We start from the raw sequence: 23,516 nt of genomic DNA on the forward strand, positions 1-23,516 counted from the left end.
CGTTTATGAAAAATAATAATATTTTTACATCACTGACTTTTGCAATATTTCTTTGCTTAAGTGTGAGCCCTTCATTTTCAGTGTCTGCATCATCTGCCCCTGAAGCGGAAGAAGCTGAGCCAGAAAAAGGCCCCCACAGAGGCCGCATGTTGCGAGACGACAATATGGCTTTGGAGCTAGCTATTTTTGAAACGGGTGTACCGCCGGAGTTTAGGGTGTGGGTAACCGATGCAGGCAAGCCTGTTTCACCGGATAAAGTGGCTTTGAATGTTCAACTTACCCGTCTTGGTGATGTTGTAGACGATATTAACTTTCGTGTCGAAGGTGACTTTTTACGTGGAGATTTAGAAATTTACGAACCTCATTCATTTGTGGTCACCATTAGCGCTAAATATCAGGGCAAAAATTATCGCTGGCAATACGATAACCTTGAAGGCCGAACTCGTATTGAGCCAGCAGTGGCTGAAGCTATGGGAATTAGTACCGATGTTGTCGCGGCTAGAACACTTCATCAAACCATTCCTGCTTATGGGCGTTTATCGCTTCCAGCGAGTGCGACACATAATATATCAGCCAGATTTGACGGGGTAATCACCAAGTTGTTTGTTAAACAAGGCGACCTTGTAAAGCAAGGGCAGACACTGATGACAGTTGAAAGTAACGAAAGCCTTAAGCCTTATCAAATCACATCTCCTGCCGACGGCATTGTGACTGAACAGTATGCCAATAGTGGTGAACAAACAGCGTCAAAAACCTTATTGACCCTAACCAATACGTCGCAATATGTGGCCAAGCTAGCAGTATATCCCGCCGATTATAAAAATGTCGTTGTTGGCACTCCGGTAACCGTAAAGATTGAAGGTTATGACACTCCGCTTACAGGGAAGGTTGAGTTTATTGAGCAAAAAGTCCGCGATGACCAGGCTAAATTAGTATGGGTGAAGGTGCCGAATGTGAATAATGCTCTGGCCGACGGTGGGTTTGTTAACGCTGATATTGAGGTGGCGACGATTGATGTGCCTGTCGCAGTAAAAAAAGTCGGTTTGCAAGGGTTCAGGGACTTTACCGTAGTTTATGCAAAAGTAGGTGAACAATACGAGGTGAGAATGCTTGAGCTTGGTCAAGATGATGGTGAGTGGGTCGAAGTTCTTGGTGGAATTGCATTAGGGGCAACCTATGTGACTGAAAACAGTTACATCATTAAAGCTGACATTGAAAAGTCTGGCGCTTCGCACGATCACTAGGAGTAGTAAATGTTGGAATCTATTTTACGCTTTTCCATAAAGCGCAATGTACTCGTTTTAGTACTAGTGATGATTACGGCTTTTGTGGGCGCCTGGAATTTTACCAAGCTGCCTATTGATGCTGTCCCTGATATCACCAATGTACAAGTCATGATTAACACCAAAGCACTAGGGTATACACCATTAGAAATTGAACAACGGGTCACCTTTCCATTAGAAAATGCGCTTGCGGGATTGCCTGGGCTTACATATACCCGTTCTGTGTCACGTTATGGTTTATCGCAAGTTGTTGCCATTTTTGATGACAATACCGATGTATATTTTGCTCGGCAATTGGTGAGTGAACGCTTATCTGCCGCGCGTTCAGAATTACCGTCAGGACTTGAGCCTGAACTCGGACCGATTGCCACTGGGCTGGGTGAAATTTTCATGTTCACAGTGGATGCGTTACCCAATGCAACACATGCCGATGGCTCCGAGATTACACCCACCGACCTACGTACTGTTCACGATTGGACTATTCGTCCGCAACTAATGCGTGTGCCTGGCGTTGTTGAGGTGAATCCTATTGGTGGGTTTGAACGTGAAATTTTGGTTGCATTCAAACCCCAAAAACTGCTCGCGTTTGGTGTTACTCAAGCTGATGTGGTTGACGCAATTGCACAAAATAATCAAAACCAAGGCGCAGGATTTATTGAGCAAAATGGCGCGCAATGGCTTATGCGTATTCCTGGGCAAGCCGAAGACTTACAAGCCATTGGTAACATTCCGCTAAAAAGTATTGATGGTTCACCTGTTCGCATAAAAGATGTGGCAGATATTGGTGATGGAAAAGGGCTGCGCAATGGTGCTGCCACCCAAAATGGCCGTGAAGTGGTGATGAGCACGGTATTTATGCTTATCGGCCAGAATAGTCGCACAGTGGCTCACGCAGTAGGTGAGAAGCTAAAACAAATTAATGCAAGCTTACCTCAAGGGATTGTGGCTACCGCGGTATACGATCGTACTAAGTTAGTTGATCAAACACTTAGTACAGTACAAACAAACCTGACCGAAGGGGCTATTTTAGTTGTAGTTGTGTTGTTTATTTTACTTGGTAATTTCAGGGCCGCATTTTTAACCGCATTGGTGATCCCGTTTGCGATGTTAATGACTGTGACAGGCATGGTTCAAGTTGGTGTTAGTGCCAATCTAATGAGTTTAGGTGCGCTTGATTTTGGCTTGTTAGTGGACGGTGCAATTATCATTGTTGAAAACTGCCTGCGCCGTCTGAGTCAAGCTGGGCAACATTCTTTACCTTTGAAAGCACGCTTAGAACTAGTGTTTGATGCAACCCGTGAAGTGATCCGCCCAGCGTTATTCGGTGTGTTCATTATTACTGCCGTGTATTTACCCATTTTCGCCCTTGAAGGTGTAGAGGGGAAAATGTTCCACCCGATGGCCATTACCGTTGTTATCGCCCTATTAAGTGCCATGTTACTGTCGGTAACCTTTGTGCCTGCAATGATTGCATTGTTATTTAAAAAACCAATCAAAGAAAAGCACAGTCCAATTATTCGTGGAGCGGCTTATTTGTATCGTCCAGCGTTAAATATGGTGCTTAAAGGTCGTTGGATTGTGGTGTGTATGGCGGTGTTGTTAGTGGTCATTTTTGGCCACCAAGCTACCCGGCTAGGCAGTGAGTTTGTACCAAACCTTGATGAAGGTGATATTGCCATGCATGCACTGCGCATTCCTGGAACATCATTAAGTCAGGCAATTGCATTGCAAGAAGTGTTAGAAGAAAAAATTCAGCAAATGCCGGAGGTTGAAAGAGTATTTGCCAAAATAGGCACGGCCGATGTGGCAACTGATGCTGTACCGCCAAGTGTTGCAGACAACTTTATTATTCTAAAACCACGTGATCAATGGCCTAATCCTAATAAATCAAAAGAGCAGGTTGTGGAGGATTTAGCTGCGTTGGTAGAGCCAATACCTGGCAATCGTTATGAATTTTTGCAACCTATTCAAATGCGGTTTAATGAATTACTGGCGGGTGTGAGAGCCGAATTAGCAATTAAAGTGTTCGGCGATGATTTTGAAACCCTTGCCGCATTAGGTAATGAAATTGAGTCAGCCATTAGCCAGGTTGAAGGTATAGCCGATGTGCAAGTTGAACAAACTACGGGGTTACCGCTTTTATCCATAATCCCTAACGCTGACAAAATTATGCAATACGGGATCAGTAAAGCGCAATTGCAATCCCAATTAGCGACTGCGCTAGGTGGAACCGTTGCTGGCAAGTTTTATCAAGGTGATAGGCGTTCGGATATTGTCGTTCGATTAGATGAAGTACTGCGTAATGATGTCGACGCACTGTCATATTTGCCAATTCATCTGGGCAATGGTCGTTCTGTGCCATTACAAGAACTTGCTTCATTGGAATTGATTAATGGTGCAAACCAAATTAATCGAGAAAATGGCAAGCGTAGAGTCGTTGTGACAACAAATGTGAGAGGCCGTGATTTAGGTGGTTTTGTGAGTGATATTCAACAAGCCGTTGCTGCCAATGTTGATATTCCTGCTGGTTACTGGATTGAATACGGCGGCACTTATCAGAAGCTCCAGTCCGCTTCACAGCGTTTAAGTATTGTAGTACCAGTCACGTTGCTCATGATTATTGGTTTGTTAGTGTTAGCGCTGAATTCAATCAAAGATGCATTAATCATTTTTACAGGCGTGCCTTTAGCATTGACGGGCGGGGTTGCTGCATTAATGTTAAGTGGTATTCCATTCTCAATATCAGCAGCAGTTGGCTTTATTGCGTTGTCAGGTATTGCCATTTTGAATGGATTAGTCATGGTCTCGTTTATCCGAGAATTACGAAAAGAGGGCATGAATTTACACCAGGCTATTTTTGACGGTGCATTAACTCGACTTCGACCTGTAATGACCACTGCGTTTGTTGCATCGTTGGGCTTTCTTCCGATGGCGTTTAATAGTGGTATGGGTTCTGAAGTACAACGGCCTTTAGCTATGGTAGTTATCGGTGGGATTATTTCCTCAACGCTACTAACTTTATTTGTTATTCCCGCACTTTACCGAATTTTACATAAAGATAAGGATACGATTTTGATTAAAACAGAAACTTTGGAGTCATTTAATGCCAAGTAAATTATCAAGCTATTGCTTGTTCGCACTCCTCTTATGTTGCTCCTTTATTAGCATTGAGGTACTCGCTCATGGTGTTGATGACAATACTAGAGCTTTTTTAGAGCAAAATAGCGGCGTACAGTTTGTGCCATTTCTTTACATTGGCGCAAAACACATGATTACCGGATACGATCATTTACTATTTTTGGTTGGCGTTATTTTCTTTTTATATAGAAGCCGTGATGTTTTCATATATGTCACGATGTTCACCATCGGTCATAGCACTACGTTGCTGTTAGGTGTGTTAAGCGATATCCAAGTCAATGCTTACCTTATTGATGCCATTATAGGTTTGTCTGTGGTGTATAAGGGTTTTGATAATTTAGGTGGGTTTAAACGTTGCTTCAATTGGCAACCCAATACGCAGTGGGCTGTTCTCATTTTTGGGCTTTTTCATGGCCTAGGGCTAGCGACCAAATTACAAGAGTTTAACTTACCTAATGAAGGCCTCTTTACCAATTTAGTCGCATTTAACATTGGTGTAGAACTCGGTCAGTTTGCGGCTTTAGTGGTGATATTAATTGTGATCAATGTCTGGCGTAAATGGCCATCATTTCAGCAGTTTTCAACACTAACAAATACTCTACTTATGAGTGCTGGCGTCATGTTGATGGGTTATCAATTGACTGGTTACTTTATTAATTAATAACAAAGAGAAATATATGCAACATACAGTAAGTAGTAACACGCTAATTAAAGCTTCTTTAGCAGCAACGGTTTTAGCGGCTGTTGTGTTAGTCACCCTTATTTTGCCTGCAGAATACAATATCGATCCTACAGGTATTGGTCAAAAAATAGGTGTCACCGCATTGGCTCAAACGGCTGAACCGGCAACACCAGAAAGCGCAAAAGTAGAAGGTACAACTGAGTTTCAAAGCATCGAAGTTGTAGTGCCTGCAGGCAGAGGCGTCGAATATAAGTTTGAAATGCAGCAATACGAGAAAATGACCTATGAATGGCTAACTGATGGAGACGCATTGTTCTTCGATCTACACGGCGAACCAGAAGGAGATACAACTGGATATTACGAGAGTTATGTTATTGCCACGTCTGATGAGATGAAAGGGAGTTTTACCGCCCCCTTTGCAGGATCTCATGGCTGGTATTGGAAAAATAAGTCTACCACCCCTGTAACCATTAAATTACTGGTTAAAGGTCAATATAAAGTGATTGGTTTAAAATCATAAGGACAAGTAAATGAGATATTTAATTTTAATTTTAGTGATCTGTAGCGCTCTTGTCAGTAGTGATTCATTTGCACATGTAGATAGAATGAAAAGTATGGATCATTCAAGACATAGTCATATGAACGATGAAAAGGTCAAGGGTATTACAATAACAACAATACAGAAATTGACATTTAAAGACTTAGGATATGAAGTGGGCAAATTGCCTTCATCGTGGGAAAGCATAAGCACTGCCGATGTGAACATTGTAAGCACCCATGGGGGAAGCTATGTAGTGAGTGCGACTAATTCACAAACAAAAAAGACAATATTTTTTAAAATTGAAGAGGATGGCGAGGTTGTTGCTATATCAGAGAGTAATGGCTTTAAATAAGCGGTAAGTAATGTAATAGTGATTGCCAAACGACTACTTCTAATTGAAGTAGTCGCAACCATTGTTCTTACTAAGTCAGGATAAGAACAAGGCGTCTAAAGGCGGCACTATCTACTTAGAAGCCTGTTGGTCATAATGGCAATTGATAACACCATCATCCTAATTGTTTACTACTACACATTATGAGAGCTTGAGTTAGTTAACTTGAAATGGTCGCATAATCATGTGAATCGCTTGGGTAATGGTGTCCCAGTGTTCATTTATTATGGAAGTTAAATAATGTTCGAAACTAGTCATAAAGATCGCTACTAACTGAAAAGTTAGAAACTAATAAAAAGCGACCGACTCATTGAGTGGTCGCTTTTTTTGCCCAGCGAAGCTGGCAAACCCGCTAGGCTGAAAGATGCCCAGATCAACCCTACTGAGGGGAAGATAATCGCAAAGGCGTTGTTGGTCAACGACAGGGTCTGAAGGAAGCCATAGGAAGTTAACAGTACACAACGCAAGTGAACCTGCTTCGGCAGTTGAGGTGGGTAAGCGTGCAAAATAACGCAAAGTCCTATACTCAGCCAGACCTAAGCTGTGTTTGAGGGTGGCATTGTTAACAGGGAGTCAGTGCAGTAACTGGGGAAGCCTGGCACTGAATCCGGATATAGACCGGAGACATTGAGTCAAGGCGAAAGCCAAGATCAATTTTAGTGTGTGGTGGCAGATGACCCCGTAGTAGTAGTGAGTTAAGCTTGGCCTGTGAAAGCCTGTAATGGTGTGGAGGACAAAAACAAGCTGACCATCAACAATGCGTTTTATGGAACGTTAACGGTCAAAAGCAGTTAAACGTTGCGAAGGGGTGAAGTACATTTTAAGTCTGTGATGAGCAGATGTTTTTTTTAGTGGTACCCAAACCGACTTGCTATCGGGGTATTCCTGCTTGGTTGATTATGGAAATAATCAACTGAAATGAGAAACCGTACAAGGGAGTAGCTTTGACAAACTTTAGTAAATTACCTGAGCTTCGGATAAGAAATTAGCTCCCCAAAGGAACTAAATGCTCGTTCCTTGATCCGATCATTCGACCAAGAGTTATTAGAAAAAGAAACGAGCATGAATAAATTAGTGAAACCTACTGTGATTTCGAGCGAAACTGGCAGAAATCCAGATCAATACAAAGAAGCTGTTTAACGACTTAAGCGACAACAGTCTTTAAAAATACAGTTTAGTTTAATTGACGAAATCAATAAGAAATGTTCTACTTTAACTTTGTGCATCTGATGGTTATTTCTTTGAAAAATAAGTTTCTAAATTTAATATTAGCGATTGCGATTGTAATACAATCGTTTGTAGCTATTGCAAATTCACAAGAAACGCATACATTAGATGTACAACATATCCAAACCGAACATTCTCACGAATATGATAGCCAAATAGTTGATAACGAATTACCAATAGAAGGTGAACATAGTGTTGAGGACTGTCATCACTGTGGACATTGTCATGGGTTTCATTCTCAATGTTTGACTCAAACTAAACCTAGTATTGATCACAATATACTAGTAACTCATCAATACCTATATTCATATCAATATGCTAATGCATACTCTGATAACCCAATAATCCCTCCTATAAGTTAACTCTATTTGAATAGCTCATTTTAGCTGAGCATCTTTATATTCTTGTCTACTTACGATTTTACTGTCGTCAGTTAACACTACCAAAATAAATATGAGTTTAATTTATGAAAATATTTTTTAAAAAAAGTATTTGCGCCATGCTATGCGTCGGTATGTTTTTAGCTATGTTAATCAATATACAAAGAGCAAATGCACAACCAACATCGACGTCTTGGCTGTCAATGCAAATAAACAAACATCCAAATATTATTGCTGCCAAAGAAGAAATGAATGCTGTTTTTTCAAATGCGGAAGGGAACAAGCAACCGCTTTATAATCCTGAACTAGAGACTGGTTATGAGCGAGAAGGTGACGCTAATAATTATTCCATTGGCATTAATCAAACGATTGATTGGTGGGATAAACGAGAAACAAAAGAGCAACAAGCTAACTTTAGCTTAACTCAAGCAAGCAAACACTTTGATTTTCTTGTTCAAGAAAAGACAGCGCAAGCTTTACAAGCGTTAATTACTTGGCAAGCAGCTAAAAAGCAAGCTTTTATAGCTCAAGAACAAGAAAAGCAGTTGGAAACCATACTTGATTTAGTTAAGGATCGTCAAAAAGCAGGTGATCTTGGACAAGTAGATGCTGAACTTACTTTTTTAAGTTTATCTCAAATGTTGAATGTTACCGCAAAAGCACAAGTTCAATTAAAACAAGCTGAAGCTCAAGTCAAGGAGCTACTGCAGGATTGGACGCCGGATAAAGAGGTTTTACCTGCGCAAGGTTTGACTATCAGCAATTATCAATTATCACCTCAATGGCTTCAACAACATCCTTTAGTTCTAGAGGCAAAAGCGCAGTGGCAAATAGCTAAAAGTAATGCTCAACTGTCAATGTTGGAGGCTAAAGCGGACCCTACTATCGGTATAAATGCAGGTAAAAATGCAGGAGACAATGTGCTTGGAGTAACGCTTTCAATGCCTCTGAACATTCGCAACAATTTTTCAGCACAAGCAAGAGCTGCGAATCAACAAGCATTAGCTGCCGAAGCAAATTTTCTCTCCATTATGCGCAAACAACGGTTTTCTATTCAATCAAGTATCGACACCTTGCTCACTTATCAAAAAAACTATCAACGTTGGCAACAATTGATGGATGGAAGAGGTAAACGTAGTGGCGACTTGCTGCAAAAGCAATGGCAAAGCGGTGATGTGAGCACTACCGAGTATTTACTCGCTTTACAACAGCGTGCTGAAGGTCTTAAAGCGGGCATAGACTTACAAAGTCAATTTCAATTAAGCCAAATAGATTGGCTATTACAAGTGGGGCAAATTAAGACTGTGCTCCAACAATTATCTCAGCCTTGATCATTAAATGTAATTTGAATAATTAATAGTCAATGAACCAATTTTGGAAAAAACATATGAATAAGCAAATTAAATTAATAACGCTGGCCGTACTTTTTTGTGGAATAACAACCATAACTACTGCGACATTTGCAAATGTTCAATCATCTGAAAAAAACGAAAAGCATGTTGAAGAAAAAGATGATGGACATGGACATGAAGCTAAAAATGAGGAGGAAGAAGGTGCGGGAGTTAAACTTTCAAAGGGGCAATTAACTTTAGCTGAAATTAACATAACCGTACTAGAGCCTCAGACGATGGCTTACAGTATTTATGCTCAAGGGGAGATAAAGGCTAATGATTATACCAGTTATTTAGTCTCGCCAAGAGTAGATTCAGTGATACTAAAACGCCATGTTGCTTTAGGTGATCATGTTGAAATCAATCAACCGTTAGTCACCCTATTTAGTGAGTCAATGGCTGAAGCTCAAGCCAGCTATAGGCTCGCTGATTCAGAATGGAAAAGGGTTCAAAAACTTGGTCGAAAAGCGGTAGGTGAGAAACGCTTTATAGAAGCTCAGACCGATTTTGAGGCTGACTTAGGACGATTATATGCGTTTGGCTTATCTACTGACGCTATTATCTCTTTGACTACCAACACTAAAAAACTGGGGCAATACACTCTAAACGCTGAGACTTCTGGCGCGGTATTATCTGATAATTTTCGTCAAGGCCAACGCATAGAATCGGGCGGTACTTTATTTGAGTTGGCTGATGAAGATACGTTATGGGTTGAAGCACGTTTAGCTCCATCAATGGAATTGGACTTACCTGAAAATTCAAAGGCGCAAGTAAATGTAGGTAACAATACATACATAGCTACGATCACTCAAAAAGCTCATACCATAGACCCAGTAACTCGCACACGTATTATACGCTTACAGGTTCAAAATGTCGGTCATAAGCTTCATCCAGGCTTATTTGCGGATGTCTATTTTGCCTTTGAAACGGACAAAAAAGTTCTGACTGTGCCTGAAGAAGCATTAATGCGTGGTAGTGATGGTGATTGGATGGTGTTTGTTGAAGAAAATGGCGAATTTAAAGGTGTCGAAGTTGAATTGGGACGACAACTGGGAAAATCACGTGAAATTTTTGGTTTGCCATCAGGTACTAAAGTCGTTACAACTGGCGCTTTTTATGTTGCCGCGGAAATTGCCAAAGGCAGTTTTGATGCTCATAACCATTAATTAACTGATAATTGGAGAACTAACACATGTTAAATCGTTTGATTGACTGGTCTGTCGCTAACCGATTATTGGTGATTCTTGCCTTGATTGCGTTCACGGTTTCGGCCTTTTTTATTATTCCTCGTTTGAATTTGGATGCATTTCCAGATGTTACCAACGTACAAGTGGCAATTAATACTGAGGCGCCTGGTTTGGCTTCGGAAGAAGTAGAACAACTCATAACCTTTCCAATAGAAGCCGTAATGTATGCATTACCTGATGTTGAAGAAGTACGCTCTATTTCTAAAACAGGCTTGTCTGGTATTACGGTTGTTTTCAAAGAAGGCACCGATATTTATTTTGCTCGTCAATTGGTTTTTGAACGATTGCAATCAGCAAAAGAATTGATCCCTGAAGGGGTTGGTACACCTGAAATTGGCCCAAACACTTCTGGTTTGGGGCAAGTATATCAATATTTATTGCTCGCTGATGAAGACTCGGGGTATGACAGCATGTCACTTCGAAGCCTTAACGATTGGGTGGTTAAATTACTCTTAATGCCAGTAGATGGCGTTACAGATGTTTTAGCATTCGGCGGAAATGTTAAACAATACCAAGTAAATATTAATCCTTCTCGTTTGCTTGCTTACCAATTAACTCAACAAGATATCGCTAATGCATTAGAAGATAATAATGACAATGCGGGAGGCTGGTATATGGATAGAGGCCAAGAGCAACTTATTATTCGAGGTGTTGGTTGGTTAAGTAGTGATGAAAAAGGTATTGAAGAACTAAAACAAATCCCTGTTAAAACAATTGAAGGTACTGTTGTTTATCTTGCTGATGTGGCAACTGTTGAGTTTGGAAGCGAAATTAGACAAGGCGCGGTTACCATGAGTAAACGTGTTGGTACTAACGGTAGTAAATTTCTAGGTGAAGTTGTATCCGGCATTGTTTTAAAGCGTATGGGCGCAAATACCAAAGTTGCCATTGATGGCATAAAAGACAGAATACCACTTATTCAACAAGCCCTGCCAAAAGGTGTCACGTTTGAACCTATTTATGATCAAGCAGATTTGATTGAAAAAGCAGTTAGTACGGTCGCTGAAGCATTGATAATGGCTTTTATCTTTATTGTTATCGTGTTAGTACTTTTCTTACTGAATGTTCGAGCTGTTTTATTGGTACTTATTTCTATTCCACTTTCTGTTGGGATGGCATTAATGATCATGGCTTACAATGGCTTGTCTGCGAATTTAATGTCTCTGGGTGGTTTAGCGGTTGCTATTGGTATGATGGTCGATGGTGCGGTGGTGATGATGGAAAATATTTTCAAACATCTCAGTCAGCCAGACCGTCGTCACGAACATAGTCATAAAGGAATGCATGACAGTGAGAACCCTTTTGATGTCGAAAAAGATGTCGATGTTAGTTTACGTATACAAATTGCCGCTAGAGAAGTAGCTAAGCCAGTATTTTTTGCAGTAACAATTATTATGGTGGTTTTTGCGCCATTATTTAGCTTAGAAGGGGTTGAAGGCAAACTATTTCAGCCGATGGCTATTAGTATTATGATTGCTATGGTTGCGTCGTTAGCCGTGTCTCTCATTGTTGTACCCGCGTTAGCTAGTTACTTGTTTCAACGAGGTTTTAAAGCACGAACCAGCCCTTTCGTTAGTGTGCTAGAAAAATTTTACCGTCGTAGTTTAACAAAGGCAATGAATGCAAAGAAAGTGGTTCTTATAGGGGCTGGAGCCTTACTTGTTGGTACATTATTTTTAGTGCCAAATTTAGGTACTGAATTTGTACCAGAGCTTGAAGAAGGCACGATTAATTTACGTGTAACAATGGCTCCATCAACCAGTTTAGCGACAGCGCTTTCAGTTGCCCCTAAACTGGAAAAAATATTACTTGAATTTCCTGAAGTTACTTATGCTACCAGTCGTATTGGCCGAGCAGAAATTGGTGGTGATCCTGAGCCAGTGAGTAACATTGAAATCTATATTGGTCTCAAACCAGTTGTAGAGTGGACCAGCGCTAAAACACGCCATGAACTACAAGGTTTAATGGAAGTAAAACTTGAGAAATTCCCCGGTTTACTACTGAATTTTTCTCAACCTATCGCAACAAGAGTAGATGAATTACTTTCTGGTGTTAAAGCGCAGTTAGCCATAAAACTATTTGGTGCTGATCTCGATGTCCTGGCTCAGCAAGGTCAAGCTATTGTTAATGCTATTCAAGGTGTTGATGGTGCAAGAGATGTAGCGATGGAGCCAATAGCAGGAGAATCTCAGTTAGTCGTTAGACCAAACCGTCGTCAATTATCTCGATATGGTTTATCGATTGGTGATGTCATGAGGTTAGTGCGAAATGGTATCGGTGGTCACGAAGTAGGGCAAGTCATTAATGGTAATGAACGTTATGATATTTATCTGAGGATAGACAAAGCGTTTAGAAATCAACAACAAACTATTGCTGATTTACGACTACAAGCCCCAACAGGTGCATGGGTACGACTAGGTGATGTTGCAGATATTGCCATTGAATCAGGCCCTCCTCAGGTTCGCCGAGATGATGTTCAGCGACGCGTCGTTATTCAAGCCAATGTACAAGGGCGAGACATGGGTAGTGTCGTAAAAGATATTCGAGCAGCAATTGCAACTAAGGTTGATTTGCCTACGGGTTATTCTGTTGATATCGGTGGGCAATTTGAAAATCAACAAAGAGCACAGCAACGACTAGCTATTGTTGTGCCACTTTCTATTGGCATTATTGCGTTGTTATTATATTTTGCTTTTGCCAGTGTGGGTCAAGCCATGCTCATCCTCGTTAATTTACCTTTAGCTATGATTGGTGGCATAGTTGCCTTGTATATTTCTGGTCAATACCTATCTGTACCAAGTTCAATTGGTTTTATTACCTTATTTGGTGTTGCGGTTCTCAATGGTGTGGTTATGGTTGAAGCGATTAATCTACGCATTGAAACAGGTACGGAAAGTATTGCTCAAGCTGTTTACGAAGGTGCTATATCAAGACTTCGTCCCGTATTGATGACAGCGATTACTTCTGCCCTTGGTTTGATACCTATTATCATGTCAACTGGTGTTGGCTCTGAAATACAACGGCCATTAGCTACAGTCATTGTGGGTGGATTGGTCACTGCGACGTTCCTTACTTTATTTGTTCTTCCCGTACTTTATGCTTGGTTTTCTAAAGGTCGGATTGAAGAAATGAGAAGGTAGTGCTGCTTGGTTAAATAAATATAACTGTTTGCTTTAACTAGATATCCCGTAGGTATTCGCTGCGGGATATCAATTTATAGGAGAAAGTAATGTCCGACAATTCACATCAACACCCAGCTAGCCATGGACACAGTCATATTCCTAAAGATATGTCTTCAAGTCGTATTGGCTGGGCATTTATATTAAATGTTTGTTTTACTATTATCGAATTTATTGGCGGCTGGTTAACCAACAGTACCGCGATAATGGCAGATGCGGTTCACGATTTAGGAGATAGTTTATCCATTGGTCTCGCATGGGGATTAAACAAACTCAGCAAGAAAAGTCGCGATGAAACGTTTAGTTACGGCTACCACCGTTTTTCTTTACTTGGTGCGCTAATTAACGGTGTTGTCTTAATCGCGGGATCGATTTGGGTATTAACCATATCATTTCCTCGATTGATATCGCCAGAAATGCCTGATGCTCAAGGCATGTTGTGGTTAGCGATATTGGGGGTGATTGTTAACGGTTATGCTGCTTTCAAATTAAGTGAAGGGAAAACATTAAACGAACGTGTACTTAATTGGCATTTATTGGAAGATGTCTTAGGTTGGGTAGCCGTATTAATTGTTGCTATCGTCCTAATATATATCGAACTCCCAATACTTGATCCCATACTTTCAATAGGATTTACATTATTTGTTCTTTTTAATGTCTTAAAAAACCTCCGTACTGCAATACGTCTGTTTTTACAAGCAACACCTGAGAAAGCCATTCAAGAAAAAATAAAAATTGAATTATCAACATTGAAGTTTATTGAAGATATTCATCATTTCCATTTGTGGTCCCTTGACGGCGAAAGGCATGTTCTTACAGCTCATTTAGTAGTGAATCATTATTTTGATCAACAAGAATATATGGCAATAAAGCATGAAATATCAACACGACTTAGCCCTTTTTATCTTGAACATACAACACTGGAATTTGAGTTCGTAGACGAAATATGTAGAGATTCAAAAAGCGATTAGAAATACTTTCAAAGATGAAAAGTAAGCGATCAATTAATCCCACATACCAATAATTTTCAAATTTAGCATGATTATTTCCTAACTAAATCTAGGCGAACAATCATGTCAAAAAACGATAAAATACAATACTGGCAGCGTATTTTTCAGCAGCAAACTGAAAGTGAATTAACCAAAGCTGAATGTTGTAAAACCAGTGACTTAACCCTATCTACATTTTATGCGTGGGCTAAAAACTTAACCCGCATTCGTCACCCACTAAGCAAAAAGTGGTGCCGCTGAGCGCGTTGATCTAGGCAAGGCGTAGTTCGCCGGACGCAAATATCCCCGCTCATATTAAATCACTTTTCGCTTCAAACGAGTTTTGGGGCAAAAGTGATTTCAACAACGATGATTAGCAACGGTTTTCGATTGACTTTTTTGCTCTAAGGGTGCCCGAAAAAAGCCTTAAAGCAGGTTTGATATGGAATAAACGAGTAAATATTGCTGTTGTAATACACACTACCTGAATTCCATTTTTCTTTGACTGATGGACTCTCTAGTGCGTCAAGTACCTGGTAGGCTTGGGCTCGAGTGAATACTTCGGATTTTCCATTGGCCCTATTTTCTCTGATAAGTAGAAAATGCAGATCGTCTTCTGCCGTAGTGTGTTGCAGTTTAAATATTAACGAAGGGTAGTTATCAGTAACAGCGTCGAATCGCCTTTTAAACGAGGCATACTCGGTGTCAATAAAACACTCTGTCACCTTGGCAAACTCAAACGGAGAACGGTTGCTAAACACTTCAGGGTTAAAATAGGACAAAAATCTAGCGATAATCGTGCGATGTTTACCTGTGCTGATGAAGTACTTACTTCCAACCTTAATGAAGGATAGGTTTGGCAGTTCGACTTCCGATAAATAATACTGCGGGTTGTCTTCTAGTTCTATAAGTCTTTGTTTCAGGCGCTTAAGCCATCGTCCTTCTATGCATTGCCCCCAGGTTGAGTCATCACCATACATCTGTTCGATGCCTACTATTTGATCGAACGGAATAGGGGCAACGTAGTGTTCTCTATCGTCTTTAAGGTAAATATCATTGTTCCTCAAATAGGTGCTGTAGTTATAGATGATGTCATTTGAGAAAGGTGCAGGATTTTGTTTATTTAAAGCTTGGATGTTAGTCCTAATATTTTGCATGTCAGAGAGCCTGTTAATAGTGCTGTACATTTGAAAGCGTATTTCAAGGTTAATCAAAAATAAGCTCAAGATTTGTATTAAAAGTTCATTTATCTATCACATTTCAGCCCAATAATAAGATTGAAAAATATTCATATCGGGACGATTACTTATTAGCGCTGTTGAAGGTGCAATTCTAATCCAAGGATTACAGCCATGCATAAAAACTTGTCTCAATCTTCCTAACCTCACAGCATGTAAAGCTATCCGTCATCATTAAAAGTATCGAGGCTCTTGATTTTGTAACTTATTCAAGATAGCCTGATAATGTAACAAAATCAAACTTGGAGTTTACATGTCTGAAGAAAAAGCTGAATACAAGGTAACACATGGCGGATTTCGAACTGGTGCAGGTCGAAAAACTAAATACGAAAAAACCGTCGTGATGAGGGTTCCAGACAAATACAAAGATGCTATAAAAAGTTTAATCAAGCATTTAGATGACTGCGAAATGGTTGATAAAAACTACTCAAGCGTAAAATCCCAACCTGTTTTCATTCGTTCTCTTCAAGATAAGCCACAGAAAGTCACATTTATTATAGACCCTGCTTCAAAATTTTGATTAAGTTACAATATCAAGTTGAATAATGATAAATAATCTAGGTTGAAGTAAGTAACCTGAGATCGGTTTAAGCCATAACAACAATAGCGCCAAATTCAGCATTCGTAATATTGAGTTGTGGCTTAGTTTCTTTCAGTTGATAGGCAATCAATCCGCCTATCATATTCAACATAAAACCATGCACGCTTCGATGTCTTGTATGCTCTATTTGTGAAATGTTTTTTAGCTGGTCATTGATGGTTTCAATGATAAATCGACGTGAAAGCATCGCTCTATCCCATAGGGATAATGCTTTAGCTTTCATGTTTTTACGGACATTATTGACGATCGTAACACCTTGTTCGAGTAAGTCGTTCGCCAGTGCTTTGCTAATATAGCCTTTGTCGGCATAATGTTTATCCATTGAGTTAACCACCATCCCCGAAACAGGCTGAGTGTCATGCACATTCGCGGGCGTTATTTTGGCGGCTACAATGCCGCCTTTGCGATTAACAATTAGGTGAAGTTTAAACTAGTAGAACCATCCCATCGTGCCTTTTCCTCGGCTAGCGAAGCCCGATAAGCTTTTTTATGCCTTGGAATTCGTAAGTTGTGACAGACCTTGATACTCGTTGAATCAATAAACTCAATCCTTGTTGGCTGGCTTCTTATGGTACAAAAATAGCTGCACAATGGCACGACAGTCGTGGGCATTATTTCCAAAAAGCGACTGTAACTGAGCAAATGTGAAAAATCAGATTTAAAGAATCGAGCAAGATAACCAGAATAAAAGTTCTTGAAGTCACGGTGGTGGGATGTGTGGAATGGTATGATAATGTTCATTATTTCGCTCGTGTCCATTCTATTTGAGCGCTGACGTTTTCGTTTGCTGTCAGTCAGGCATTGTGTTTTCCATTGCGGAATGAATACAGCACAAAAATCATCGGCATCACAAAATATATCCACTAAATTATTCATACGCCCTCAGCATGATTAAATCCTTCTTGGTCGAAAGATCTGATCATAAAGAGGGCGTTTAGTTCACTTCTTATCTCGAGTTCAGGTTAAGTAAAGTTACTTCAACTCACCTAATCTAATCTAATCCTAACCCTATACCTATACCTATGGTTTCTTGTTTGAAACGACCGAATATATTCATCACTTGGTCATATGAAGTTGATAAAAAATCTTCATCGAACAAGCTATCAGTGTTTTCAATGAAACCATTTAGTTTAATTTCTTTGCCTGCCAAATCAATGCTAGGTTCTTTCAGAGAAATAGTTTTGTTTTGACTATTAGTCTCATCGCCGACAAGCAGTGATTGCATTGTTTCAAATTTTACAACATCAGCCTCAACAGGCACGTCATGTCTAACTCTATAAGCATACTCCAGCAACTTGGGCTCCGCTGGCATATAAAGAATTGCTTCTTGATTAATAGTGTCTGTAACTCTAAGAATTCGTCCTAGTGTTTGCCTAAAATACATTTCAGTTTTTATGTTTGAGAGATAACAACACACTTGTAGGCGAGGGATATTGGTTCCCTCACTAATCATTCCAACAGAAATAATCCACTTGGATTCTGAGTGTCTGAATCGTTGAATAATGGCTGTCGGGTCACTTTCCTTATAGGTAGCGACAACAGCTTCTTCTTGAAGCCATTTTTTTACTAATGTTGAAATTCTATTGGCCTGTTCTATCGATGAAGCTACGATTAAGCCAGCTGCATTAGAGTTTTCAAGTCTTATAAAATCTAGCTTTTTACTAGCCGAAGTGATGATATGTTTTATTACATCATCATTTTCGATTACGTCCTGGTATGCAATTTGGGAGTTAGACAGTAGGTCATCAAAGCTTTCGAAAACGGCGGTTTCATTATTTTCTATTACTGAAATATGATTGTTATCAACAGCGATTATCTGAGGTACGCGACAAACACCGTCTAAAATTGCCTCATAAAGGCCATAGACGTAATCACATGAGATTTCACCATCTGGTGAGGCATAGCTAGCAAAAACGATAGGGGCCGTATCTGAGCGCCAAGGCGTGCCAGTTAATGCCATGGTGAATCGAGCTTTGTTCTGAATGTTCAGAATTATATGCTCTCCCCATGAATTCGCATTATCAACAGTAGATCCTGCACAATGATGGATTTCATCGAAAATAACGAATACTCGATATTTTTCAAATAGCTCCCAAAAAGCACCATCTAAGTACTGCAAATGTTGATAAGTATAAGCTCTGCCCTTTGAACCAATTAGCCCGTCAAAACGTTCATTCGATCTTAATTGTAAGCACTCAGCAAAATCCATGGAAACTATCGAAGATGGGGAAAAACAAAAGATTAAATCAGCAAGGTCATTCTTCAATAGATGGTTTGATAAAACAGAGGCCATCAGAGTCTTTCCTGAGCCAGGCGTCGCTAAAACCAAGAAATGAGACTGTCCATTAAGGTATTGTTTTAATGACGAATCTATACATGCATTTTGCCAACGTCTAAGTCTCATATATTTCTCTGTTCGATGATCGCTTCAATGGCCTTGATTTTCCCCAACAATTTAGTGCTATTTTCCCTCGCTAAATTGTACTTGGGTTGTAACTCTTCAGCTAAATCAGGCAGCTCTAAGTATATCTCTTTATATGCCTCTGATTCACCTAAGCTCAATAATAGTTCTGATTTATAGTAGTTTAGTTTTGCGCTCAATTTCTTATGTTTATCAATGCCTTCAATATCAGAAATAGGTAATAAAGCCATAGGCTTAACAGGAAGGTTTGTGGCATCAAAATGAACTGTTTTTTTGAATCTAGTCTGTCCCTTTTGCTTTTGTATATTCCTCTCTAACCAGCCTTTTTTTACTAACTTCATTAATTCTGCATAAATCATTCTTCTGATCTCTGCGCTATCCAAAGAGGGATCTTTTTTTAATGCAAAATATGCAGAGCGGACATCACTTGTTGTGAACTTATCAAAGTTTTCTGCTTTAATGATTTGAGCTACGAATGGGTCTAACATCAAAAACAGATCCTAATAATTTATCTTGAATGGGTATTATAGGGCGTGGTGGCTTGTACCTCAATATGAAAATCTAATCATTTTACCTGGAGTGTTGATAGGTGAGTGATTTAGTAATTGAATTTGGCGATAAATTAAGATACCTAAGAGTTAATGCTGGCTATTCTCAAGAGGCATTTGCAGCATATGTCGGTATTGAAAGAGGTAATTACGGGAAAATGGAAAGAGGTTGCGTCAACATCAAACTGGAAACTCTATACAAAATAGTTAATGCACTTGACTGTGAGTTTGATGAAATTCTACCAGCCAGACTCAAATATAAAGTACAACTAGATTAGTGCTAATGCTTAAAGTGAGCCTCATTAATTTATACCTATAGCAGCAGTGATAATTAGTAGTAAACTTATAAGATTATTAACTAAGGTTATGATGCAGGGCTACCGCATGAGTGCTTAATTTATAACCGAGCTACTAAATCCAGCCTTTAATACTGCTTCAAGCATCGATGGATTCATCATGCATCGCTTTTGTTTTCCAACAATGCGTATCTTGGTCGGCTCTGCTCGTAACATATTCAAACTCATATGACGCAGGCTTGACATATTTTCCGCTCCGTGAGCGTTATAGATTTGACATGCATCCTCACTCATACTGACATCAAGCACCCAGTGCATTGATTCGATATCCCAATGTTCTCGAACTGCTATCGCAGCTTGTTCAGCACTTAGCTCCTTAGAGCTGATGTAATAACGGTACTCAAGCTCGATTGGTTTTCCTTTCTCAAGGCGACAATTTTCAACCATAACGATATTTTTTAACCCTTTCCACTTTGAAAAGTCACCGACTAAGTGTGTACTGTCAATAACATAGCACTGACGACACTCTGTACGTAAGCGTCCGGGCAACTACACCTATCTTTTAACACTCCATGGTATCAGGCTGTCTATATCCGGTGCTGGTTGGCACAGTTCATTAAGGCAAGCCATGATGTAATCAAATGGCACTAAGCCATTAACCTTTGCGGTTTCCACAATGCTGTAAAGCGTGGCACTGGCATGAGCCCCATTAGCTGTCTGACTAAATAACCAATTTTTTCGGCCAATCACAAACGGTTTTACCGCTCGCTCAGCACGATTATTATCAATACTCAGTCTGCCATCATCAACATAACGAATGAGTTTGTGCCATTGATTAGCCAGGTAATTAGCTGCCTCTATCAGTTTGGTATTACCCACTAAATTCGGTTGGTTTTGCTCAAGCCATGCTTTTAGCTTGTCCAGTATAGGCACACTGACTGCTTGTCTTGTCGTGTATATATCATCCGCACTTTTATCTTTAACGCGTGACTCAACGCCGTACAGTTTTTGGATAAGGCTCAATACCACATCCGCTTTGCCGGTTTTATTTTTCCCTTGCAGCTTTTTCGCATCGATAAATTTACGACGCGCATGCGCCCAGCATCCCACTAAGGTTGCCTATGTTTTTTCATAAGCTTGATAACCATCTACGTGCAAGTAACCTTGATATCCATCAAGATAATTGACCACGCAGGCGGCCGCCCGACTATTGTGAAAATCGTAAAGCACGATATTGGGGGTAGGATGGTTTGGCTCAGGTGAATCTCGACCTGAGCAATACACCCACATGTAGCTGTTCACCTTATCGGATTTCACCACTTTCAGTGGCGTTTCATCGGCAAACAACGTGGGCTGCTTTAACAGCTCGGCTTTAAGCCGTTCCACCAGTGGTGCAAACAGTGTGGCGGATTTGTCTATCCAGCTGCTCATGGTCTGGCGACTGAGCTCAATACCGTATTGCTTGAACATCGCTTCCTGGCGATAAAGCGGTAACCCGTATTGGTATTTACTGGTGATAAGCTGACTGAGCAAACTGCTCGTTGCAATGCCTTTGTTGATGGGCATGGCAGGCATTGAGGCTTGCTTTATCTGTGTTTGAGTTGAGGCTTTATCACAGTGACGGCAGGCGTACTTAGGCCGAATGTGCTCAATGACTTTGATTTGCGCTGGGATAAACTCAAGCTTTTCTGACTTGTCTTCACCCATTTTATGTAGCTCACCGCCACAGCAATCACAGGTTTTATCTTCAATGTCGTGGATAACTTGCTCACGGGGTAAGTCTTTTGGCAGTGGCTTACGCACCGGTTTTTTGCGGATATAGCTAATGGATTGTTGCTCAGCCTCAGCGGCTTCAACAATCTCTTCTACTTCATTGAATAACTCGCCTTGCCCTACAAAGCCTTCAGCACTTTTGCCAAATTGTTTTTGTTGGGCCAGGCGCCAGCGTTCCTCTAGCGCAGCGATTTGCGCATCTTTTTGTAAAGATAATTGCCGCTCATTTTCGAGCAGTTTTTCCAGCTCAGCGATGCGCTGTTGAAGGGCGAGTACATTTTTCATGAAGCCTATTTTAAGGCGTAACCAGCGGGTTTCCAGTGCTAAATGAACATCCTTTGATGATCATCAATCGATCGCAAATATTAAAGTAGTTGCTTACCTGCGACATCAATTTTGCTGTGGCCAATGACATCATAACCCGACAATCACCAGTGTAATTGCTGCTCGGTTAATGTCATGGTGGGTGACATGAGTTTGGGCCATTTGAACTTATGTTTATCTAATCGCTTATACCACAGCGCAAAGCCGGTGTTATCCCAGTAAAGCAATTTGAGCTTGTCACGGCCTTTATTACAAAAGACAAATAGCGCACCACTGAGCACTGGGAGTTCAAGCTCAGCTTCCACTAAGGCGGCTAACCCATTAATCGATTTACGAAAATCGACCACATCGGCACATAAATAAACAGTGGGGATATCAACAAACATCTTCATGCCATTAGCCCTTTAATAATGGCAACGATATCGGTCGTTGCTAAATCTGCTGGTAGGGTGAGTTGGCCGGTGCGGGTATCAAACTGCAGTGTATTTTGATGAGTGTGCTCGCAGACGTCAGTGGTGGTTTGTTTTAGTTGAATAAAGCGTGATGATGTAGCGCGCTTTGGCAAGGTTGTTTTTTGCTGGTTCTCAGCCTGTAAAGCACGTTGTTTATAATAAGTGGTAATCGAGACATTATGATGTTGGCAGAATTCAACATTAGTGCCTTTGAAATTGCTGCGCTGCTGAAGTAAACCGAGCCACTGTGCCGCTGTTCTGTATGTTTTCATCACCTGCTCCAAATTTATCATTGAGCAGGTATTTTCAAATAGGCAGATTAATGATGCGAGGTGTGGTTCGCTAGACGGTTACCTCTGTACGACCATGACCCTGTTCAATTGTGGATTTGTCTGTATTGTTGGCTCGCTGGGAAGAGAAGGCTTTGACTATCGCTTCACGCAGTTTTCCCTGATTACTTTTAACGGCAAGCAGGAAGTCACCGCCTTGTTCCACAATGGTTTTGGCTATCTTTGTTTGACAAGCCATAGCATCGATAGTCACTAAAGCCCCTTTGATATCCAACATCTTTATCAACTCAGGAATGGCAGTTATCTCATTGCTTTTTTGTTCTGTTTTAAGTTGGCCAAGTACTAATTTGTTTGATGAAGCATAAGCACTAATCATGTGTATGGTACTGGCTCTGTCTTGACGATTGTATGACCCCCGAAGCGTTTTTCCATCGATAGCAATCACTTGGCCTTCGGTAAGAGTGTGTATCGATGACATCCATTTGATAAAACACCGGTGAAATTGTTCTGGTTCTATCGTTGATATGATACGAGCTATAGTGTCATCAGCAGGAATGCCACTCACGAATAGGTTATTGTTTTTAAACCAATCATGATGTCCAAGTATGTATTCTCGAATATCAAACCAGCCTTTAGCTCCTGCGATAACGGCACATAGAGAACCAAACAAAACCTCAAAAAGGCAATAGGTCACTTTAGCCCCTTGGCGTTGGTCAGTTATGGTTTGAAAAGTCTCTTTGAAGTGGTCAATATGCATGATGAGCTCCCGAAAAAAGGGAGTATAAGATCATAGCTAAATGTTAACGTCAAATAGTGTGTTAAGTTGATTGAAAAACGTTCACGATCTCGCCCTGATCATTAAGTCAATTCGCAAAGCGAGAAAGTATCAACTTATCGACGTTGTATTCTTGGCAAAATAAGTATTTAAAAGCAGGTGCGGGTTTGGCAGGTAGTAATCGTTCTGATGATTGGTCACCAGAGCAAAAGTTTTCAGTTGTTTTAGAAACGGCAGCATTGAGCGAAATTAAATTAAGTCATTTACTGAAAATAGGATCTTTGGTGGTTCGGATGCTGAATTTAAAAGGAAGTATTGTGAAGATAATCCAGATTATTTTGTAATTATA

19 protein-coding genes and 4 pseudogenes are annotated in these 23,516 nt (G+C 40.4%); 14 read left to right on the forward strand and 9 right to left on the reverse strand.

Annotated elements, in window-relative coordinates:
* The first annotated feature begins 5 nt into the window (after positions 1-5).
* From ACRWQL_RS17660 to tnpA, 11 genes are all read left to right on the forward strand, one after another.
* On the forward strand, positions 6-1,244 hold the full coding sequence (locus ACRWQL_RS17660) for an efflux RND transporter periplasmic adaptor subunit (protein WP_123884039.1): 1,239 nt from the start codon (positions 6-8) through the stop codon (positions 1,242-1,244).
* Positions 1,245-1,253: 9 nt separating this feature from the next.
* Positions 1,254-4,397 carry an efflux RND transporter permease subunit gene (locus ACRWQL_RS17665; protein ID WP_182699033.1) on the forward strand — a complete coding sequence of 1,048 codons (3,144 nt, stop codon included), beginning with the start codon at positions 1,254-1,256 and terminating at the stop codon, positions 4,395-4,397.
* Positions 4,387-5,082 carry a HupE/UreJ family protein gene (locus ACRWQL_RS17670; RefSeq protein ID WP_182699032.1) on the forward strand — a complete coding sequence of 232 codons (696 nt, stop codon included), beginning with the start codon at positions 4,387-4,389 and terminating at the stop codon, positions 5,080-5,082. Before ACRWQL_RS17665 ends, ACRWQL_RS17670 begins: the two co-directional genes overlap by 11 nt.
* Positions 5,083-5,098: 16 nt before the next feature.
* Positions 5,099-5,623 carry a hypothetical protein gene (locus ACRWQL_RS17675; protein WP_182699031.1) on the forward strand — a complete coding sequence of 175 codons (525 nt, stop codon included), beginning with the start codon at positions 5,099-5,101 and terminating at the stop codon, positions 5,621-5,623.
* A gap of 10 nt (positions 5,624-5,633) precedes the next feature.
* A complete protein-coding gene (locus ACRWQL_RS17680; protein WP_434951381.1) occupies positions 5,634-5,996 on the forward strand; it encodes a DUF6488 family protein in 363 nt (120 codons plus the stop codon).
* A gap of 1,280 nt (positions 5,997-7,276) precedes the next feature.
* Positions 7,277-7,624: a DUF2946 domain-containing protein gene (locus ACRWQL_RS17685; RefSeq protein WP_188741094.1), complete on the forward strand. Its 348-nt coding sequence runs from the start codon at positions 7,277-7,279 to the stop codon at positions 7,622-7,624.
* A gap of 104 nt (positions 7,625-7,728) precedes the next feature.
* Entirely contained in the window at positions 7,729-8,973 is a 1,245-nt protein-coding gene (locus tag ACRWQL_RS17690) for a TolC family protein (RefSeq protein ID WP_160056811.1), read from the forward strand.
* A gap of 56 nt (positions 8,974-9,029) precedes the next feature.
* On the forward strand, positions 9,030-10,199 hold the full coding sequence (locus ACRWQL_RS17695; RefSeq protein ID WP_160056810.1) for an efflux RND transporter periplasmic adaptor subunit: 1,170 nt from the start codon (positions 9,030-9,032) through the stop codon (positions 10,197-10,199).
* 26 nt (positions 10,200-10,225) lie between these two features.
* A complete protein-coding gene (locus tag ACRWQL_RS17700) occupies positions 10,226-13,420 on the forward strand; it encodes an efflux RND transporter permease subunit (RefSeq protein ID WP_182699030.1) in 3,195 nt (1,064 codons plus the stop codon).
* A gap of 89 nt (positions 13,421-13,509) precedes the next feature.
* The gene (locus tag ACRWQL_RS17705) at positions 13,510-14,430 is read left to right on the forward strand and encodes a cation diffusion facilitator family transporter (protein ID WP_223419168.1); all 921 of its coding nucleotides are present in this window, start codon (positions 13,510-13,512) and stop codon (positions 14,428-14,430) included.
* Positions 14,431-14,532: 102 nt separating this feature from the next.
* Complete coding sequence (tnpA, locus tag ACRWQL_RS17710) at positions 14,533-14,709, forward strand: IS66 family insertion sequence element accessory protein TnpA (protein ID WP_182680760.1); 177 nt, start codon at positions 14,533-14,535, stop codon at positions 14,707-14,709.
* Between the two features lie 143 nt (positions 14,710-14,852).
* Here tnpA and ACRWQL_RS17715 read toward each other — a convergent pair whose 3' ends face one another.
* Positions 14,853-15,605: a hypothetical protein gene (locus ACRWQL_RS17715; protein ID WP_182680761.1), complete on the reverse strand. Its 753-nt coding sequence runs from the start codon at positions 15,603-15,605 to the stop codon at positions 14,853-14,855.
* 334 nt (positions 15,606-15,939) lie between these two features.
* On the opposite strand from ACRWQL_RS17715, the gene ACRWQL_RS17720 reads away from it, so the two are divergent.
* On the forward strand, positions 15,940-16,206 hold the full coding sequence (locus ACRWQL_RS17720) for a hypothetical protein (protein WP_182699029.1): 267 nt from the start codon (positions 15,940-15,942) through the stop codon (positions 16,204-16,206).
* A 67-nt stretch (positions 16,207-16,273) separates the two neighbouring features.
* Here ACRWQL_RS17720 and ACRWQL_RS17725 read toward each other — a convergent pair.
* The 3 genes and pseudogenes from ACRWQL_RS17725 to ACRWQL_RS17735 form a co-directional block, all read right to left on the reverse strand.
* Positions 16,274-17,163: pseudogene (locus ACRWQL_RS17725) on the reverse strand (IS982 family transposase).
* A 115-nt stretch (positions 17,164-17,278) separates the two neighbouring features.
* Positions 17,279-18,691, reverse strand: a complete 1,413-nt coding sequence (locus tag ACRWQL_RS17730) for a DEAD/DEAH box helicase (RefSeq protein ID WP_182699028.1) — start codon at positions 18,689-18,691, stop codon at positions 17,279-17,281.
* Positions 18,688-19,197 carry a hypothetical protein gene (locus tag ACRWQL_RS17735; RefSeq protein WP_223419997.1) on the reverse strand — a complete coding sequence of 170 codons (510 nt, stop codon included), beginning with the start codon at positions 19,195-19,197 and terminating at the stop codon, positions 18,688-18,690. The genes ACRWQL_RS17730 and ACRWQL_RS17735 overlap by 4 nt, the downstream gene beginning before the upstream one ends.
* Positions 19,198-19,298: 101 nt before the next feature.
* Between ACRWQL_RS17735 and ACRWQL_RS17740 the strand changes: the two genes are divergently transcribed.
* Positions 19,299-19,535: a helix-turn-helix domain-containing protein gene (locus ACRWQL_RS17740; RefSeq protein ID WP_182699027.1), complete on the forward strand. Its 237-nt coding sequence runs from the start codon at positions 19,299-19,301 to the stop codon at positions 19,533-19,535.
* Between the two features lie 114 nt (positions 19,536-19,649).
* Here the strand turns inward: ACRWQL_RS17740 and ACRWQL_RS17745 are convergent.
* The 5 genes and pseudogenes from ACRWQL_RS17745 to ACRWQL_RS17765 form a co-directional block, all read right to left on the reverse strand.
* Positions 19,650-20,096 (reverse strand): annotated as a pseudogene (locus ACRWQL_RS17745) (ISAs1 family transposase); the annotation flags it as partial.
* Positions 20,097-20,108: 12 nt separating this feature from the next.
* Positions 20,109-21,611, reverse strand: a pseudogene (gene tnpC, locus ACRWQL_RS17750) (IS66 family transposase).
* 143 nt (positions 21,612-21,754) lie between these two features.
* A complete protein-coding gene (gene tnpB, locus ACRWQL_RS17755) occupies positions 21,755-22,042 on the reverse strand; it encodes an IS66 family insertion sequence element accessory protein TnpB (protein WP_182699026.1) in 288 nt (95 codons plus the stop codon).
* Positions 22,039-22,374, reverse strand: a complete 336-nt coding sequence (locus ACRWQL_RS17760; protein WP_182699025.1) for an IS66 family insertion sequence element accessory protein TnpB — start codon at positions 22,372-22,374, stop codon at positions 22,039-22,041. Before ACRWQL_RS17760 ends, tnpB begins: the two co-directional genes overlap by 4 nt.
* A gap of 82 nt (positions 22,375-22,456) precedes the next feature.
* A pseudogene (locus tag ACRWQL_RS17765) lies at positions 22,457-23,149 on the reverse strand (ISAs1 family transposase); the annotation flags it as partial.
* A 185-nt stretch (positions 23,150-23,334) separates the two neighbouring features.
* Here ACRWQL_RS17765 and ACRWQL_RS17770 point away from each other — a divergent pair.
* A complete protein-coding gene (locus tag ACRWQL_RS17770; protein ID WP_434953467.1) occupies positions 23,335-23,511 on the forward strand; it encodes a hypothetical protein in 177 nt (58 codons plus the stop codon).
* The last annotated feature ends 5 nt before the right edge of the window (positions 23,512-23,516 follow it).

The organism is Shewanella sp. HL-SH4 (assembly GCF_051164845.1).
GTDB lineage: Bacteria > Pseudomonadota > Gammaproteobacteria > Enterobacterales > Shewanellaceae > Shewanella > Shewanella glacialimarina.